We start from the raw sequence: 15,535 nt of genomic DNA on the forward strand, positions 1-15,535 counted from the left end.
CATGCGTGACAATGGCGTCCATGAGTGGAGACATCGTCCTCGCCAACCGGTACCGCCTGGAGCGCCAGATCGGCCGCGGCGGGATGGGCCAGGTCTGGTCTGCCGTCGACACCCGGCTGCAACGCCGGGTGGCCGTCAAGACGGTCGACCTGGCGGCCACCGGCGACGAGGTGGCGGCCGAGAGGTTCCAGCAGGAGGCCCACGCCACCGCGGCGCTGTCCCACCCCAACATCGTCACGATCTTCGACAACGGCGTCGACGGCCACACGGCCTATCTCGTCATGGAGCTGCTGAGCGGGCCCAGCCTCGACGAGCTGGTCCGCGACCAGGGGCCGCTCCCGGTCGACCGGGCGCTCGCCTACACCCAGGAGGTGGCCTCCGCCCTCGGCGCCGCGCACCGGGCGGGCGTCGTGCACCGTGACGTCAAGCCCAGCAACCTCATGCTCGACGAGCGCGGCACCCTCAAGATGGTGGACTTCGGGATCGCCCGCCTGGACCAGGCTCGCACCAGCCAGCTGACGGCGACCGCCACGGTCATCGGCAGCGCGCCATACCTGTCTCCGGAGCAGGCCACCGGCGGGACGGCCACCCCGCAGAGCGACCTGTACTCCCTCGGCTGCGTCCTCATGACCCTGCTGACCAGCGAGCCGCCGTTCGAGGGCGAGCACCCTCTGTCGATCCTGCACCACCACCTGAGCACGCCCCCGCCGCTGCCGTCCGAGCGCCGCCCCGGGGTGCCGCAGGCCGTCGACGACCTGGTCGCCCAGCTGCTGGCCAAGTCGCCCCAGGACCGACCCGCCAGCGCCGCTGACGTCGCCGGCCGGATCGCTGCCATCCGCCGCGGCGCCGCGCCCTCCACGACGGTGCTGCCGGTCGCCGGAGCCGCGGCGGCCGCCACCACCGTGCTCCCTCCCGCGGTGCGGGCCCCCGAGCCCGCACCGCGCACGGTCACGCAGGCCACGGCCTACCGTGGCGAGCCCGACCGCCCGCGGCGCCGCGGCATGGGGGCGCTGTGGGTGATGCTCCTCCTGCTGGCGGCGACGGTCGGTGCCCTGTGGTGGTTCGTGCTCCGGGGGACCGGCCCCTCGACCGACACGCCCACCGTCCCGACCCCCACGGCGACGAGCACCACCGCCCGCACGACCGCCCCCACGAGGACGACCTCGGCCCCGACGGTGACCGTCACGCAGACCCCCACCCAGAGGCCGACCTCCAGTGCCCCGACGACCCCGACGCAGGAGCCGACGACCCCGACCGAGCAGCCGACGACCCCGACCGAGCAGCCGTCGACCCCGACCGAGGAGCCCAGCGACCCGGCGCCGACCTGGACCGGTTCGGCCTCCGCGGCCGCGTCGACGCTGGGCGACGTCGTCCAGGGTGCGCAGCTGTCCGGGTCCTCGGGCAAGGACGCGTCCAAGAGCCTGCGCTCGCTCGACAAGGCCATCCGTCAGCAGGATGCCGGTGCCGCGCGCGCGGCGCTGGGTGAGCTGAGCGGCGCGGTCCAGAGCAGTGTCCAGGACGGGTCGGTCTCTAGCGAGACCGCGCAGTCCATCACGTCGGCGGCCGACGTCGTGGCCGGCGCGCTCCCCGCCGCCTGACGCTGCTGAAGGCCTCAAGTGCCGCTGCTCCGAGTTGCGGGCGGCAGGTGCGATCCTGACGACGTGGCACCACCAGTCGGCGGCCTGAGCGCCGTGGCCCTGAGGGCCGTCCATCGCAACGAGGCGACGGTCACCCTCGTCGTGCGACTCACCGCGCGCCTCTGGCTGCTGGTGGGGACGTGGGGGTGGGCCGACACCCCCGGCGCTGGGCCTTGCTGGCCCTGTGCGTGGTCCACGACCTGTGGCTGTGGTCGCGGCTGCGGGCCGGGCGCGGCCCCGGGGTCCGGTGGCGAGTGGCGGCGGACCTCGTCGACGCGACGGTGTGGTCGCTGCTGGGCTGGGCGCACTACCCCCACACGGCCGCCGTGATGGTCGTGATCCCGCTCGTCGCCTTCGTGTCGGCGCGGCGCCTGTCGACCGGCCTGGTGCTGACCGCCGTGACGATCGGCGTGACGGCGGCCGCGAGGTCGCTGGTCGGCTCGGAGCCCTACCTGGTGGTCACCACGGGGTTCGTGCTGATCGGCGTGCTGCTCGGCCGGTCCCTCGTGTGGCTCGTCGCCGAGGAGGTCCGGCGTCACGAGGCCCTCGTCGAGCGCTCGGCGCAGGCGTCGCTGGCCGCCGCCCGCCTGGCGGGGCGCAACGCCGTCGTGACGGGGGTCGGTGCGGAGGCCATCGACCAGCTGCAGGTGACCATCTTCGCCCTGGGTGGCGCCGGGGTGGACGAGGCGACCGAGCTGCGCAAGGCCGTGTCCCAGCACAAGCAGCAGCTCGGCCGGGCGACCCGCGCCGAGGCCTACTACCTGCGGGACGCCTGCGACGTCTACTCCCAGGCCACCCGGTCCAGCGAGCCCGACGCCTCGCGCTTCACCTTCTTCGACGTCGACCCGTCGGCCGGCACGGTCGTCGTGAGCCGGTCTCAGGCGCGCCTGCTGTGGCAGCACCTCGCCGGACGCGGAGGTGGGGTCGTCCGGGTCCGGAGCGCGACGGTCGGCCCGAACGGGGAGGTCTCGGTGCAGGTCGACGACGAGACCGTCGTGCTGCCCGCGGTGGACGGGCAGCCGCTGTCCCTGTCGGTGACGGCGGCCGGCGTGGCGGCGATGGCGGCATACGTGCTGATCCTCGCGGTGCCCCAGCACTCCGTCGTGCCGGCGGCGATCGCGCTGCCCGTCGCCGCGCTCCTGCTCCTCTCCACGGTGGTCGCCCATCGGGTCCTGCGCCGCTGGGGACCGCCGGGGAACCCCTGGTGGCCCTGAGCGGTGCCGTGCCGATAGCGTGCCTCGGGGGACTCTGGTTCGCCGGTCACGGGCCGCGCGGGCCGGAGGACATGATGCTCAACATGCCGATGGTGGGGTGGGCGATGATGCTTGGTCTCGTCGTGCGGCCGCGACGGGCCGTCCTGGCCTGCCGCGCCGCACTGGTGCTCGGCCTCGTGCTGACCGCTCTGGCGACCGAGGGCACCCTGAGGTTCGCGATCCCCGAGCTCGTGTGGCCGCTCATGGCCTATGTGGGGTCGCAGTGCGTCAGCCGCACCCTGGACGACGCGTGCAACGAGGTCCAGGTCGAGGCCCGCGCCCAGGCGCAGGCCCGCACCGAGGCGGCCCGACGTGCGGCGGCCGGTGCCGAGCTCGACTACCTCACGACGGTCGTGGAGCAGGGGCAGCGACTGGTCGCCGGGGCTGACGCCGGGGAGCTGCGCGAGGGGGTCGCGGACGACCTGCGCCGGGTGAGCAGGCTGCTCGCCGAGACCCGCGCGAGGCTGGCATGAGGACGGGCGGGCGCGGATGAGGATCGTGATCGTCGACGACAGCCCGAGCGTCCGGGACGCCCGTCAGCTGTGGTTGCGGGAGGCGACCGACGCCCAGGTCGACGCCCTCGACTTCGAGGGTGCCCTCGCGCTCGGCACCCGCTGGGGGCAGGTCGACATCGCCGTGCTCGACGGGCACGACCGCAGGTCTCCCGAGCGCCGGGCCGCGGCGGCGCGGCGCTCGGGCGTGGACTCGATCCCGGCGCACGACCACTTCCCGGGCGCGCGGCTCGCGCAGGAGGTGCGCCGGCACACTCCCGCCGGCGTCACCAGCATCATCCTGATCAGCGCCTACGCCCGAGAGAACGAGCTGATCTCGCGCCGGATCGTGCAGGCGGGGGTCGACTACGTCTTCGACCACTTCGAGGTCGACCAGGACCGTGAGACCTTCGTGCGGGCGGTGACCCAGCCCTGGACGTTCTCCTCGCGCCGGGCCTCGATCGACTGGGCGGCCCTGGGCTACGAGCGCGCCCCCGACGTGCAGGCGGCCATCGACATCGCCGAGTCGTCGCCGGTCGCCGACATGGTGCTCAACGACGAGGCGCACGTCGCGCACCCGAGCGACGAGTGGGCGATCCGGTCGGTGCGTCACCGGCTGGGTGATGCGCTGCCGGGCGGTGTCAGCGCCGGGGCCGGTCCACGCCAGGCGCGAGCCCCGCGCAAGAGCTGGCTGTCCCAGCAGCTGGGTCTGGCCCTCGGCCGGCACCTGCCCACCGACCCCGAGTGAGCACCCCTCAAAAGGTGGGCGTCGCACTTGAGTGCCGGGCGGGATGTCATGGTGCTGCGCCGGGGCCGCGCCGACGAGGGGGATGCGCGGCCCCAGGCGCACGCAGGCGGGGGGAGCCGCAGCGAGAACGACGAAGCCGCACCCCGGTCGGGATGCGGCTTGCTGGTGGCCAGGGGCGGGGTCGAACCGCCGACCTTCCGATTTTCAGTCGGACGCTCGTACCAACTGAGCTACCTGGCCTCGCGACATCCTCAAGATATCGCGAAGTCTCTCCCGAGGGAGAGACTGGCGACCCCGACCGGGCTCGAACCGGCGACCTCCGCCGTGACAGGGCGGCGCGCTAACCAACTGCGCTACGGGGCCAAAGGGTGAGGAGTGACTACCTCAAGCACTCCGACAACTCGCTGGCCGTGACCAACTTGTCCATCGTACATGCTCTGTATCCCCAACGGGATTCGAACCCGTGCTACCGCCGTGAAAGGGCGGGGTCCTAGGCCGCTAGACGATGGGGACCCGAATCTCTCGGGCCCTCTGCCGCTAGCGCTCTAGTAGCTCGAGCCCGTCGAGGACTCCGAAAGCATAGGGGACGGCGGCGGAGAACTCCTAATCGGGTCGGAGTCAGCGTCGAGCGGCCCACTCCAGCAGGCGATCTCGCGGCCAGGTGGTGACGATGCGCTCGGCTGGGACCCCGAGGTGCCAGGCCCGCTCGGCCCCCAGCTGCTGGAAGTCCAGCTGCCCCGGCGCGTGCGCGTCGGTGTCGACCGCGAACAGGCACCCGGCGTCCAGCGCCAGCGTGATCAGGTCGTCCGGCGGATCCTGCCGCTCCGGCCGGGAGTTGATCTCGACCGCGACGTCGTGGGCGGCGCACGCCTCGAAGACGACGCGGGCGTCGAACGACGACTGCGGCCGCTTGCCTCGGCCTCCGGTGACGAGCCGGCCCGTGCAGTGCCCCAGCACGTTGGTGCGCGGGTTGCTGACGGCCGCGACCATGCGGCGCGTCATCGCGGCGGACTCCATCTTGAGCTTGGAGTGCACCGAGGCGACCACCACGTCGAGCTCTTCGAGCAGGTCGGGCTCCTGGTCGAGCGATCCGTCGTCGAGGATGTCGACCTCGATCCCCGACAGCAGCCGGAAGCTGCCGGGCACGATCTGGTTGGCACCGGCGACCACCTGGAGCTGCTTGCGCAGACGCTCGGGCGACAGGCCGTTGGCGACCTTGAGGCGGGGGGAGTGGTCCGTGAGCACCTGGTACTCCCGCCCCAGCTCGACCGCGGTCATCACCATCTCGTCGATGGGGGACCCGCCGTCCGACCAGTCAGAGTGGCTGTGCAGGTCGCCGCGCTGCAGGACGACGAGCTCCTGGCCGTCGCGGGCCAGGGGTGCGGACTCGCGCTCCTCGAGCTGGGCGAGGTAGACGGGCTCCTCGCCGCGCAGCACCGCCTGCGCGATCGCCTCGCTGCCCTTGCCGATCCCGGGCAGGTCCTGCAGCGTCCCGGCAGCGGCGCGGGTCGTCAGCTCGTCGTCGCCGAGCGCCCCCAGCGTGGCCGCGGCCCCGCGGAAGGCCTTGATGCGGTAGCTGGACTCCAGCGCCCGCTCGAGCAGGAACGAGATGCGGCGCAGGGCCAGGACGACCCCGGCGGCGTCGGGGGTCAGGGTGTCGGCGATCGGCTCGGCGGAGGCGGAGCCGTGGCGTTGGGGTCCGGTGGCGGCGGGCTTCGGCATACGGCCATCGTCGCACCGCAGGGGGTGGCTTGGCCGAGGTGGCGCGGGTCACCTACGGTCAGGGCATGGCACTGAGCGTCTTCGACCTCTTCTCGATCGGTATCGGGCCGTCGAGCTCGCACACGGTGGGCCCGATGCGCGCGGCGCTGATGTTCGTCCGGTCGCTGGAGGCGGACGGGCAGCTCGACCGGGTCACGAGCCTGCGGGTCGAGCTCTACGGGTCGCTGGGCGCGACGGGCCACGGCCACGGCAGCGACAAGGCGGTCCTGCTCGGGCTGTCCGGAGAGGCGCCGGAGCTCGTCGACCCCCGCGCCGTCGAGGGCCGTCTCGCGCACATGCGCGCGACCAAGCGGCTGGCGCTGCTGGGACGCCACGAGATCGACTTCGACGAGGCCACCGACCTCGTCATGCACCGGACCCGGTCCCTGCCCGGTCACTCCAACGGCATGACCTGCGAGGCCGTCGTCGAGGGGCTGGAGGAGCCGGTGCAGCGCACCTACTACTCGGTGGGTGGCGGCTTCGTGGTGGTCGAGGACGGGTCCGGCGGCCATCGGATCGTCGAGGACGAGACACCGGTCGCGCACGAGTTCCGGACCGGTGACGAGCTGCTCGCGGTCTGCGCGGAGACCGGCCGCTCGATCGCCCAGGTCATGCTCGACAACGAGCGCGCCTGGCGCAGCGAGGCCGAGGTCAGGGCGGGGCTCCTGGAGATCTGGCGCGTCATGCAGGAGTGCGTGGACAACGGCATCACCACCGAGGGGGTGCTCCCGGGTGGGCTGCGGGTCCGTCGGCGCGCCCCCGAGCTGGCGCTGCGACTCGCCCTCGAGGAGGGCAACGTCGACCCGCTGCGGGGGCTCGACTGGATCACCCTCTACGCCCTCGCCGTCAACGAGGAGAACGCCGCCGGCGGACGCGTCGTCACCGCGCCGACCAACGGCGCCGCCGGGATCATCCCCGCTGTCCTGCACTACTACGTGCGGTTCGTGCCGGGTGCCGACGACCTGGGGGTGGTCCGCTTCCTGCTGACCGCGGCGGCGATCGGCATGATCATCAAGGAGGGGGCCTCGATCTCCGGCGCCGAGGTGGGGTGCCAGGGCGAGGTGGGCTCCGCCTGCGCGATGGCCGCGGCCGGCCTGGCGGCGGTGCTCGGCGGGACGCCCGGACAGGTCGAGAACGCCGCCGAGATCGGGATGGAGCACAACCTCGGCCTCACCTGCGACCCCGTCGGCGGGCTCGTCCAGATCCCCTGCATCGAGCGCAACGCCGTCGCGGCGGTCAAGGCCGTCACGGCGGCCCGCACCGCGCTGCGCGGCGACGGGACGCACATCGTCTCGCTGGACAAGGTCGTCAAGACCATGCGCGAGACGGGCGCCGACATGAAGGTGAAGTACAAGGAGACGGCCCGAGGCGGCCTCGCGGTCAACGTCATCGAGTGCTGACCCGGCACGCCCCGGCTCGGTGCGCTTGGATGGTCGTATGACGAACGCCTACCGCCCCGCGCAGGACCGTTACGACGGCGACATGCTCTATCGACGCTGCGGGCGCAGCGGCCTGCGGCTCCCTGTCATCTCGCTCGGTCTGTGGCAGAACTTCGGCACGGACCGGCCGCGCGAGACCCAGCGGGCCATCCTGCGGCGCGCCTTCGACCGCGGCGTGACGCACTTCGACCTGGCCAACAACTACGGGCCGCCCTACGGCCAGGCCGAGATCCACATGGGGGAGTACCTCCGCGACGACTTCGCCGGGCTCCGCGACGAGCTCATCATCTCGACCAAGGCGGGCTACGACATGTGGCCGGGGCCCTACGGGCAGGGCGGTGGCGCCCGCAAGTACGTCCTCGCCAGCCTGGACCAGTCCCTGCAGCGGCTCGGCCTGGACTATGTGGACATCTTCTACAGCCACCGCTTCGACCCGGAGACGCCGGTCGAGGAGACGATGATGGCGCTGGACCACGCCGTCCGGTCGGGCAAGGCGCTCTACGTCGGGATCTCGTCATACTCCGCGGCCAAGACCCGGGAGGCCGCCGAGATCGCGAGGGCCCTCGGCACCCCGCTGCTGATCCACCAGCCGTCGTACTCGATGCTCAACCGGTGGATCGAGGAGGACCTGCTGGATGAGCTGGAAAGGCAGGGTATGGGGTGTATTGCGTTCACCGCCCTGGCGCAAGGCCTGCTCACGGAGCGCTACCTCCAGGGCGTGCCGGACGACAGCCGGGCAGCACGGGCGGGGTCGAGCCTGTCGGCGGACCAGCTCTCGGACCAGACCCTGCGGCACGTCCGGGCGCTGGCCGGTGTGGCGCAGCGGCGCGGGACGTCCCTGTCCCAGCTGGCTCTGGCCTGGGTGCTGCGCGACCCCCGGATGACGTCGACGCTGGTCGGGGCCTCGAGCGTGGAGCAGCTCGACCAGAACCTCGACGCCCTGCGGCATCTCGACCTCACCCCCGAGGAGCTCGAGGAGATCGATCGCGACGCCGTCGACGCCGGCATCAACCTGTGGGCACGATCCTCGCAAGCGTGACGGCGAGGGACGTCCTGGGACATCGCGGGCACTACGCTGCGGGTTCGATAACTACTCTCCGCGCACGGATTGGCGCATCCTTGTGAGAAAAACCGGCTCACCCGTCAGGCTCCCGGCAGCGCACCTAGAGTCATGAGTGGCCGTGATCTCCCCGAGATCTCGAAGGGGGGTGCCGCCGCACCTGGTGCGACGGGCTCGGAGGTCGGGGGAGAGACGTGACCGTCCCGACGTCGGGACGTCCCTGTCGGTGGGGCGCGGCCGGTCCGGGCACCGGATGGTGCCGGACGTTCTCGTCCGAGAGAAAGAAGCAGAGCACGTGACTGTCGACCACGCACAGCCAGCAGGAGCCGGGGGCGCTCCCGTGGACGTCTCCCAGATCCCCGTCGTCATCCTCTGCGGTGGCCAGGGCACCCGCATCCGCGAGGCGAGCGAGAAGCTGCCCAAGCCGATGATCGAGATCGGCGAGAAGCCGATCGTGTGGCACATCATGAAGACCTACTACGAGCACGGCTTCCGCAACTTCGTCCTGTGCCTGGGCTACAAGTCCGACGTCATCAAGAGCTACTTCCTGGACCGCCGCCGCCTCTCGGCCGACGTGGTCCTGCGACCCGGCGCGGAGCCGGAGTTCGTCGGTGGCGAGGAGATCGAGGAGGACTGGACCATCACGCTGGTCGAGACCGGCCTCGACGCCGGCACCGGCGGTCGCGTCAAGCTCGTGAGCAAGTACCTCGACGCGCCCTGGTTCATGCTGACCTACGGCGACGGCATCGGTGACATCGACATCAGCGCGGAGGTCCAGCACGCCGTGCGCATGGACAAGATGGCCTGCGTGACCGGCGTCCACCCCGCGAGCCGCTACGGCGAGATGCACGTGGACGACAAGGGCGAGATGGTCACCGAGTTCAACGAGAAGCCCACCCTCGCGACCGGCTGGGTCAGCGGCGGCTTCTTCATGATGAAGCGGGAGTTCGTGGACCGCTACCTCGCCGACATCGACGAGGAGGACATGCTCGAGAAGAAGCCCCTGCAGCAGGTCTCGCGCGACGGCGAGCTCGCCGTCTACGAGCACGAGGGCTTCTGGATGGGCATGGACACCTTCCGCGACTGGAAGGAACTCAACGGCTTGTGGGACGCCGACAAGGCTCCCTGGAAGATCTGGAAGGGCTGACACACATGAAGGTTCTGGTCACTGGTACCGAGGGCTACCTCGGCTGTCTCGTCGCCGCGGAGCTCATCCGCGACGGCCACGACGTCACGGGCGTCGACACGGGCTTCTACGCCCAGGGATGGCTCTACAACGGCGTCGACCTCGGCGCCAAGACGCTCCGCAAGGACATCCGCAACCTGACCGTCGAGGACGTCCGCGGCCACGACGCGATCGTGCACATGGCCGAGCTGTCCAACGACCCGCTGGGCGCGCTGATCCCCAACGTCACCTACGACGTCAACCACAAGGGCTCGGTCAAGCTGGCCGAGCTGGCCAAGCAGGCCGGCGTCTCCCGGTTCGTCTACATGTCCTCCTGCTCGGTCTACGGCGTCGCCGACGGTGTCGTCGACGAGCAGTCCCAGGTCAACCCGCAGACGGCCTACGCCGAGTGCAAGGCCATGGTCGAGCGCGACGTCCTGCCGATGGGTGACGACAACTTCTCGCCCACGTTCATGCGCAACGCCACCGCCTACGGTGCCTCCCCGCGCATGCGCTTCGACATCGTGCTCAACAACCTGTCGGGCCTCGCCTACACCACCAAGAAGATCGCGATGACCTCGGACGGCACCCCGTGGCGTCCCCTGGTCCACGCCCTCGACATCGCCAAGTCGATCCGCTGCGCCATCACCGCGCCGCGCGAGGCCGTGCACCAGCAGATCTTCAACGTCGGCAAGACCGAGCACAACTGGCGCGTCCGCGAGATCGCCGAGATCGTCGGCGCGGCCTTCCCGGGCTGCGAGGTCACCTTCGGCGACAACGCCGGGGACAACCGCTCCTACAAGGTCAACTTCGACAAGATCGCGTCGCAGCTGCCGGGCTACGCGAGCGACTGGGACGCCGAGCGTGGCGCCCAGCAGCTCGCCGAGGTCTTCACGACCATCGACCTGGACGAGGCGACCTTCACCGGTCGCGGCCACACGCGCCTGAAGCAGCTGGAGCACCTCATGCGCACCAAGCAGATCGACGACCAGATGTTCTGGACCAAGCCTGCGGGGAGCATCGTCTGATGGAGTTCCGCACCTTCGACATCGAGGGCCCTGCCCTGATCGACCTCAAGCTCCTGCAGGACGAGCGAGGCTTCTTCGCCCGGACCTTCTGCACCCAGGAGTTCGAGGACGCCGGTCTCACCCCGGCCGTGATCCAGTGCAACATGTCCTACAACTACAAGGCCGGCACGATCCGCGGCATGCACCAGCAGATCGACCCGGCCCCCGAGGCCAAGCTGGTCCGCTGCATCCGCGGCCGCATCCTCGACGTCATCGTCGACATGCGCCCCGAGAGCCCGACCTACCTGCAGCACGTCAAGGTCGAGCTCACGGCGGACAACCGTCAGGCGCTGTACGTGCCCGAGTACTTCGCGCACGGCTACCTGACGCTCGAGGACGACTGCGAGGTGACCTACCAGGTCTCGCACGCCTACACGCCCAACACCGAGCGCGGCTTCCGCCACGACGACCCGGCGTTCGGGATCGACTGGGGCCGCGAGATCGAGGTCATCTCGGACAAGGACGCGGCCTGGCCGCTCTTCGCCGAGCGCGACGACGTCGAGAAGCCCGCGACGCTCCCGGCCCCGCGCCAGGCGCAGCTCAAGGAGGATGCATGATCATCGTCGACACCGCCCTGGCCCAGCGCGAGGCCGAGGGCAACCCGATCCGCGTCGCCCTCGTTGGCGCCGGGTTCATGGGTCGCGGCTTCGTCAACCAGGTCACCAACTCGGTGCCCGGCATGGTCGTCGCCGCCATCGTCAACCGCACCCAGGCCAACGCCGAGCGCGCCTACACCGAGGCCGGGACCTCGGAGTGGGAGGTCTGCGAGGACGCCACGGCCGTCGACGCCGCGGTCGAGGCCGGCAAGGCCGTGATCACGAGCGACCACAAGGCCGTCACCGAGGCCGGGTCCATCGACGCGATCGTCGAGGCCACCGGCGCGGTGGAGTACGGCGCGCACGTCGTCGCCGACGCCATCGAGGGCGGCAAGCACGTGGTGCTGCTCAACGCCGAGGTCGACGGGACCGTGGGCTACGCGCTCAAGCAGCGGGCGCTGGCCAAGGGCGTCATCATCACGGGCTGCGACGGCGACCAGCCGGGCGTCCAGATGAACCTCTACCGCTTCGTGAAGTCCATCGGGCTCACGCCGCTGGTCATGGGCAACATCAAGGGCCTGCAGGACGAGTACCGCAACCCGACCACCCAGGAGGGGTTCGCCAAGCAGTGGGGCCAGGACCCCTACATGGTGACGAGCTTCGCGGACGGCACCAAGGTGTCCTTCGAGCAGGCGCTGGTCGCCAACGCCACGGGCATGACGGTCGAGAAGCGTGGCCTCAAGGGCGCCGACCACCGTGAGCACATCGACACGGCGACCAAGCTCTACGACGTCGAGCAGCTCAAGGAGCTCGGTGGCGTCGTGGACTACGTCGTGGGCGCCCAGCCGGGTCCCGGCGTGTACTGCTTCGCGACCCACGACGACCCCAAGCAGCAGCACTACCTCAAGCTCTACAAGCTGGGTGACGGGCCCCTGTACTCCTTCTACACGCCGTACCACCTGTGCCACTTCGAGGTGCCGCTGACCGTCGCGCGCGCCGTCCTCTTCGGGGACTACGCGATCACCCCGGCCGGGAAGCCCACCGTCGAGGTCATCACGGTCGCCAAGCGCGACCTCAAGGCCGGCGACACGATCGACGGTCTCGGCGGCTACGACACCTACGGCCAGTGCGAGGCCGCGGGCGTCACCGCCGACGAGGGCCTGCTGCCTATGGGCGTCGCCGAGGGCTGCGTCCTCAGGCGCGACGTCAAGAAGGACGAGTACTTCACCTACGCGGACGTCGAGCTGCCGCAGGGCCGACTCGTCGACGCGCTGCGCGAGGAGCAGGCCTCCCTGGCCTGACGACTCACTCCGTATGCCGGAGCCCGCCGCCTGCCTCGACGAGGTAGGGGGTGGGCTCCGGCATACGGGGCAGGTCGTCCGCTGGTCAGGCGATGAACTCCCGCACGGCGGCGGCGACCTCGTCGTCGAGCCCGGCGAGGAGCTCGTCGTGCGAGGTGACGCGGTAGCTCCGTGGCCCCTGCCAGTCGGCCGCGAGGACGTGGTGGCTGTCGAACCAGAAGTGGTGCGAGGGTGACTCGTCGACGAAGAGCGTGACGGTGCCGAGCTGCTGGTCGGGCCGCCCGGGCAGCTGCACGGTCTCGGGGTTGCCGACGCTCAGGTGGGCGCTGCGGGGTGCGTGCTCGGGCGCGGACTCGTCGAGCACGTGGAACTCCTCGTCGGTGTGCGAGCCGGCCAGCATCTGCTCCAGCACCACGGACTGGGCGCTGCTCGGGATCGTGTCGCGGGGGATCGCGTGGGAGGCGCCGTCGACGTCGACCGTCGTGCGGTCGGTGCGCCGGGCGGACGTGGATCCCTCAGGGGTGCTCATCGAGCAGGACGTCCAGTCGCGCACGTCACCGGTGTGCGTGAGCAGGTGGTCGGTGCGCTGCAGCCGCTGCCCGTCGCGATAGACGAGGAGGCTGCGCAGCTGGGTGGAGGTCAGACGTCGCACGAGGGCACCGACCTTGCGTCCCCCCACGTGGAAGCTCTCCATCGAGATGTCCATGTCGCGACCGTAACCGAGGGTGACAGGGCGCCCAACCGGTGCCCGTATGTCGGTCGGGTGCCGGGTCTCCAGAAGGACGCGGCCGACACCGGGGGTGGGTGCGCCGCATCCTCGTCGAGGTGCGAGGATGACCTGCACCAACCAGTGACGAGGAGGTCACCATGGACGAGCGTCGCGTCAAGGTCCTGGACGCCGTGGTCCGGGCGTGGACGGAGAACGGCAGCAATCCCGACTACACCGCGCAGCAGCACGAGAGCGTGCGTGCGGCGATGCCCACCCTGGCGCGTGCCCTGGACGAGCTGGTGATGGAGCTCAAGAACGGCCACCGCAGCTCACAGGGGTGAGCCCGTCACTGGGGGCGGCCGCGTCGCGTCCGCAGGAACCACGCGCCCAGCGCCAGGCCGAGCGCGAGGATCACGCCGAAGAGCAGGTAGCCGAAGCTGAGGTCTCCCTGCTCGCCCTTGGTGACCGGGCGCTCGGTGGTGCTGCTGGGGGTCGGGCTGGTGGTGTCGGCCGGCACGGCGACGACGAGGCGCTGCGGCGTCGCGGACGGTGCCGCAGACGCGGCGGGGACCGTGGCGAGAGGGACGGCGGCGGCCAGGGCGGTCACGGCCGCGCGGCGCATCCAGGTGCGGGAGGACATGTGAATCTCCTTCGGCTGGGCACTCGTTGGTCCCGTCGCGCATACCCCGGCGGACGCGGCTCATGCCGTCGGTGACCGCCGGTGGCGGATTCGGGGAGGGTGCCGGGGGCTCGCTGGTCGTGCTCGACCGGGGCCAGGGGGTCAACGGCGAGCTCGTGCTGCGGACCGACGGGGCAGACCTCGAGGTGATCGCCAACGGCGTGTTCCTGATGGACACCCGCCTCACGGTCTCCGAGCGCCTGATGGTCAGCGCGACGCTGGCCCGGGTGCGGCCGGGCGCGCGGTTGCTCGTCGGCGGTCTCGGCGTCGGGGCGTCGGTGGTCCAGGCCCTGGAGTCGGGGGTGGGGCGCGTCGACGTCGTGGAGGTCGAGGCCCTCGTGGTCCGGTGGTGGGAGCGCTACTTCCGGGCCCACTGGGGGCTGTCCGGCCGGGACCTGGACCGGCTGCGGGTCATCCGGGCGGACGTGGGGGAGCACCTCTCGACGACGCAGGAGACCTACGACGCCATCGTGCTCGACACCGACAACGGTCCCGAGTGGCTGGTCCACGAGCGCAACGCGGGTCTGTATGCCGTCCCCGCCCTCCTCGTGGCCGCCCGGCGCCTGGCGCCGGGCGGCAGCTGCGTCTACTGGTCGGCCTCACCGTCCGACGCCTTCGAGGGGCGGTTGCGGCAGGTCTACGCCGACATCGAGCGGGTCGACGTGGGGCGCTTCGACGTGGGGCGCGCGGACGCCTCGCCGGACGTGCTCTATGCGTGCCGGCGACCGCTCGACCGCTCGCCCGGTGACCGCTGACCGGTCAGTGCGGGTCCTTGCGCGGGTTGGGTAGGAAGTACCCCGCCATGGCGAACATCGTGGCGAGCATGATCGCGCCCAGCAGGTAGCCTAAGCGCAGGTCGCCGCTCTCCCCGAGGGTGCGCTGGCCGCGTGGTCGGGCGGCGGGCACCTGGGCGGGCGCGGGCGCCGGGGCCGGAGGCGGGATCGCCGCAGCGCCCAGCGCGGACGAGACGAGGCTCGACGAGGTGGAGGCCGGCGGACCGGTGGCAAGAGCCACGGACGCGGAGGCGCCGGGCACGGGTGCAAGGAGCAACGCTCCGGTGGCGAGGGTGGCGAGGGTGGCGGCGGCGAGGCGGCGCACCCGGATCGTGGACGACATGGCGACTCCTGGGGACTCGCGGCTCGTGCGCGTCGGAGCGGCTGCCCGGCGTGTACCACCAGGCCTACTCCTTCGCACGGCGAACGGGGAGTCCTGATCGATCGGATCGCCAGGCGGTAGCCGTGGTGTCGTCAGCCGGTCGCGAGGGTCGGGGACGCCCTCACCTCGCCAGCCGCAGCTCGCCGTCCTCGAAGTGGGCGGGCACGGCCGAGATCACGGCCTCCGGCGGGATGGGGCCATAGACGTGCGGGAAGGTCTCGCCGCCCTCCTCCGCCGCCTCCAGCTTGAGGTGGCTGCGGCCCAGCAGCGCCGGCTCGATGATCAGGACGACCAACGGTCCCGGCACGTCGCGGTAGAAGCGCCGGGCCGTCGCGGGAAGCTGCTCGGGGGAGGAGCAGTGGATGAACCCCTCCTGGTCGAGCGTGCGGCCGTGCGTCGACGTGGTGTAGGCGCCGGCATCCCGGCCCTCCTCCCACGCGGCGAGGGTCGTGAGGTGGCCGATGATGTCGGCGCTCTGGGGCTTGCCGGCGTTGCGCCTCGGGCGTCGGGTCATGACCCCATGGGACCACGGGT

At 71.4% G+C, this 15,535-nt stretch carries 17 protein-coding genes and 3 tRNA genes; 12 read left to right on the forward strand and 8 right to left on the reverse strand.

Features of this window, described 5'->3' with window-relative positions:
* Positions 1-20 precede the first annotated feature (20 nt).
* The 4 genes from B4E97_RS12860 (at position 21) to B4E97_RS12875 (ending at position 4,129) form a co-directional block, all read left to right on the forward strand.
* The gene (locus B4E97_RS12860; RefSeq protein ID WP_286960134.1) at positions 21-1,598 is read left to right on the forward strand and encodes a protein kinase domain-containing protein; all 1,578 of its coding nucleotides are present in this window, start codon (positions 21-23) and stop codon (positions 1,596-1,598) included.
* A 185-nt stretch (positions 1,599-1,783) separates the two neighbouring features.
* Positions 1,784-2,851 carry a hypothetical protein gene (locus B4E97_RS12865; RefSeq protein WP_156911161.1) on the forward strand — a complete coding sequence of 356 codons (1,068 nt, stop codon included), beginning with the start codon at positions 1,784-1,786 and terminating at the stop codon, positions 2,849-2,851.
* On the forward strand, positions 2,842-3,363 hold the full coding sequence (locus tag B4E97_RS12870; protein ID WP_019284953.1) for a hypothetical protein: 522 nt from the start codon (positions 2,842-2,844) through the stop codon (positions 3,361-3,363). Before B4E97_RS12865 ends, B4E97_RS12870 begins: the two co-directional genes overlap by 10 nt.
* 16 nt (positions 3,364-3,379) lie before the next feature.
* Positions 3,380-4,129: a response regulator gene (locus B4E97_RS12875; RefSeq protein WP_286960135.1), complete on the forward strand. Its 750-nt coding sequence runs from the start codon at positions 3,380-3,382 to the stop codon at positions 4,127-4,129.
* Between the two features lie 163 nt (positions 4,130-4,292).
* Here the strand turns inward: B4E97_RS12875 and B4E97_RS12880 are convergent.
* The 4 genes from B4E97_RS12880 to B4E97_RS12895 all read right to left on the reverse strand — a co-directional run bounded on the left by B4E97_RS12880 (position 4,293) and on the right by B4E97_RS12895 (position 5,851).
* Positions 4,293-4,369: transfer RNA gene (locus B4E97_RS12880), tRNA-Phe, on the reverse strand.
* A 46-nt stretch (positions 4,370-4,415) separates the two neighbouring features.
* Positions 4,416-4,492 (reverse strand) — tRNA-Asp (locus tag B4E97_RS12885).
* 77 nt (positions 4,493-4,569) lie between these two features.
* A tRNA-Glu gene (locus tag B4E97_RS12890) sits at positions 4,570-4,642 on the reverse strand.
* A gap of 105 nt (positions 4,643-4,747) precedes the next feature.
* On the reverse strand, positions 4,748-5,851 hold the full coding sequence (locus B4E97_RS12895) for a PHP domain-containing protein (RefSeq protein WP_029210773.1): 1,104 nt from the start codon (positions 5,849-5,851) through the stop codon (positions 4,748-4,750).
* A gap of 65 nt (positions 5,852-5,916) precedes the next feature.
* Here B4E97_RS12895 and B4E97_RS12900 point away from each other — a divergent pair, with 65 nt between their 5' ends.
* From B4E97_RS12900 to B4E97_RS12925, 6 genes are all read left to right on the forward strand, one after another.
* Entirely contained in the window at positions 5,917-7,290 is a 1,374-nt protein-coding gene (locus B4E97_RS12900) for an L-serine ammonia-lyase (RefSeq protein WP_029210772.1), read from the forward strand.
* Between the two features lie 37 nt (positions 7,291-7,327).
* The gene (mgrA, locus tag B4E97_RS12905) at positions 7,328-8,368 is read left to right on the forward strand and encodes an L-glyceraldehyde 3-phosphate reductase (protein ID WP_239261308.1); all 1,041 of its coding nucleotides are present in this window, start codon (positions 7,328-7,330) and stop codon (positions 8,366-8,368) included.
* Between the two features lie 316 nt (positions 8,369-8,684).
* Complete coding sequence (locus B4E97_RS12910) at positions 8,685-9,536, forward strand: sugar phosphate nucleotidyltransferase (RefSeq protein ID WP_051274011.1); 852 nt, start codon at positions 8,685-8,687, stop codon at positions 9,534-9,536.
* 5 nt (positions 9,537-9,541) lie between these two features.
* A complete protein-coding gene (locus B4E97_RS12915) occupies positions 9,542-10,582 on the forward strand; it encodes an NAD-dependent epimerase/dehydratase family protein (RefSeq protein WP_019284946.1) in 1,041 nt (346 codons plus the stop codon).
* The gene (gene rfbC / locus B4E97_RS12920) at positions 10,582-11,178 is read left to right on the forward strand and encodes a dTDP-4-dehydrorhamnose 3,5-epimerase (protein ID WP_286960136.1); all 597 of its coding nucleotides are present in this window, start codon (positions 10,582-10,584) and stop codon (positions 11,176-11,178) included. The genes B4E97_RS12915 and rfbC overlap by 1 nt, the downstream gene beginning before the upstream one ends.
* Entirely contained in the window at positions 11,175-12,458 is a 1,284-nt protein-coding gene (locus tag B4E97_RS12925; RefSeq protein ID WP_034251971.1) for an NAD(P)H-dependent oxidoreductase, read from the forward strand. The genes rfbC and B4E97_RS12925 overlap by 4 nt, the downstream gene beginning before the upstream one ends.
* Before the next feature lie 85 nt (positions 12,459-12,543).
* Here B4E97_RS12925 and B4E97_RS12930 read toward each other — a convergent pair whose 3' ends face one another.
* The gene (locus B4E97_RS12930) at positions 12,544-13,164 is read right to left on the reverse strand and encodes a hypothetical protein (RefSeq protein WP_019284943.1); all 621 of its coding nucleotides are present in this window, start codon (positions 13,162-13,164) and stop codon (positions 12,544-12,546) included.
* 161 nt (positions 13,165-13,325) lie between these two features.
* Here B4E97_RS12930 and B4E97_RS12935 point away from each other — a divergent pair, with 161 nt between their 5' ends.
* The gene (locus B4E97_RS12935) at positions 13,326-13,508 is read left to right on the forward strand and encodes a hypothetical protein (protein WP_019284942.1); all 183 of its coding nucleotides are present in this window, start codon (positions 13,326-13,328) and stop codon (positions 13,506-13,508) included.
* 5 nt (positions 13,509-13,513) lie between these two features.
* Here B4E97_RS12935 and B4E97_RS12940 read toward each other — a convergent pair whose 3' ends face one another.
* A complete protein-coding gene (locus tag B4E97_RS12940) occupies positions 13,514-13,807 on the reverse strand; it encodes a hypothetical protein (RefSeq protein ID WP_019284941.1) in 294 nt (97 codons plus the stop codon).
* A gap of 62 nt (positions 13,808-13,869) precedes the next feature.
* On the opposite strand from B4E97_RS12940, the gene B4E97_RS12945 reads away from it, so the two are divergent.
* The gene (locus B4E97_RS12945) at positions 13,870-14,601 is read left to right on the forward strand and encodes a hypothetical protein (RefSeq protein WP_029210769.1); all 732 of its coding nucleotides are present in this window, start codon (positions 13,870-13,872) and stop codon (positions 14,599-14,601) included.
* Positions 14,602-14,605: 4 nt separating this feature from the next.
* On the opposite strand, the gene B4E97_RS12950 is transcribed toward B4E97_RS12945, so the two are convergent.
* Positions 14,606-14,962 carry a hypothetical protein gene (locus tag B4E97_RS12950; protein ID WP_286960137.1) on the reverse strand — a complete coding sequence of 119 codons (357 nt, stop codon included), beginning with the start codon at positions 14,960-14,962 and terminating at the stop codon, positions 14,606-14,608.
* 160 nt (positions 14,963-15,122) lie between these two features.
* The gene (locus B4E97_RS12955; RefSeq protein ID WP_019286890.1) at positions 15,123-15,515 is read right to left on the reverse strand and encodes a DUF952 domain-containing protein; all 393 of its coding nucleotides are present in this window, start codon (positions 15,513-15,515) and stop codon (positions 15,123-15,125) included.
* Positions 15,516-15,535 lie beyond the last annotated feature (20 nt).

The sequence above is a fragment of the Arsenicicoccus sp. UBA7492 genome (assembly GCF_002479615.1).
Lineage (GTDB): Bacteria > Actinomycetota > Actinomycetes > Actinomycetales > Dermatophilaceae > Arsenicicoccus > Arsenicicoccus bolidensis.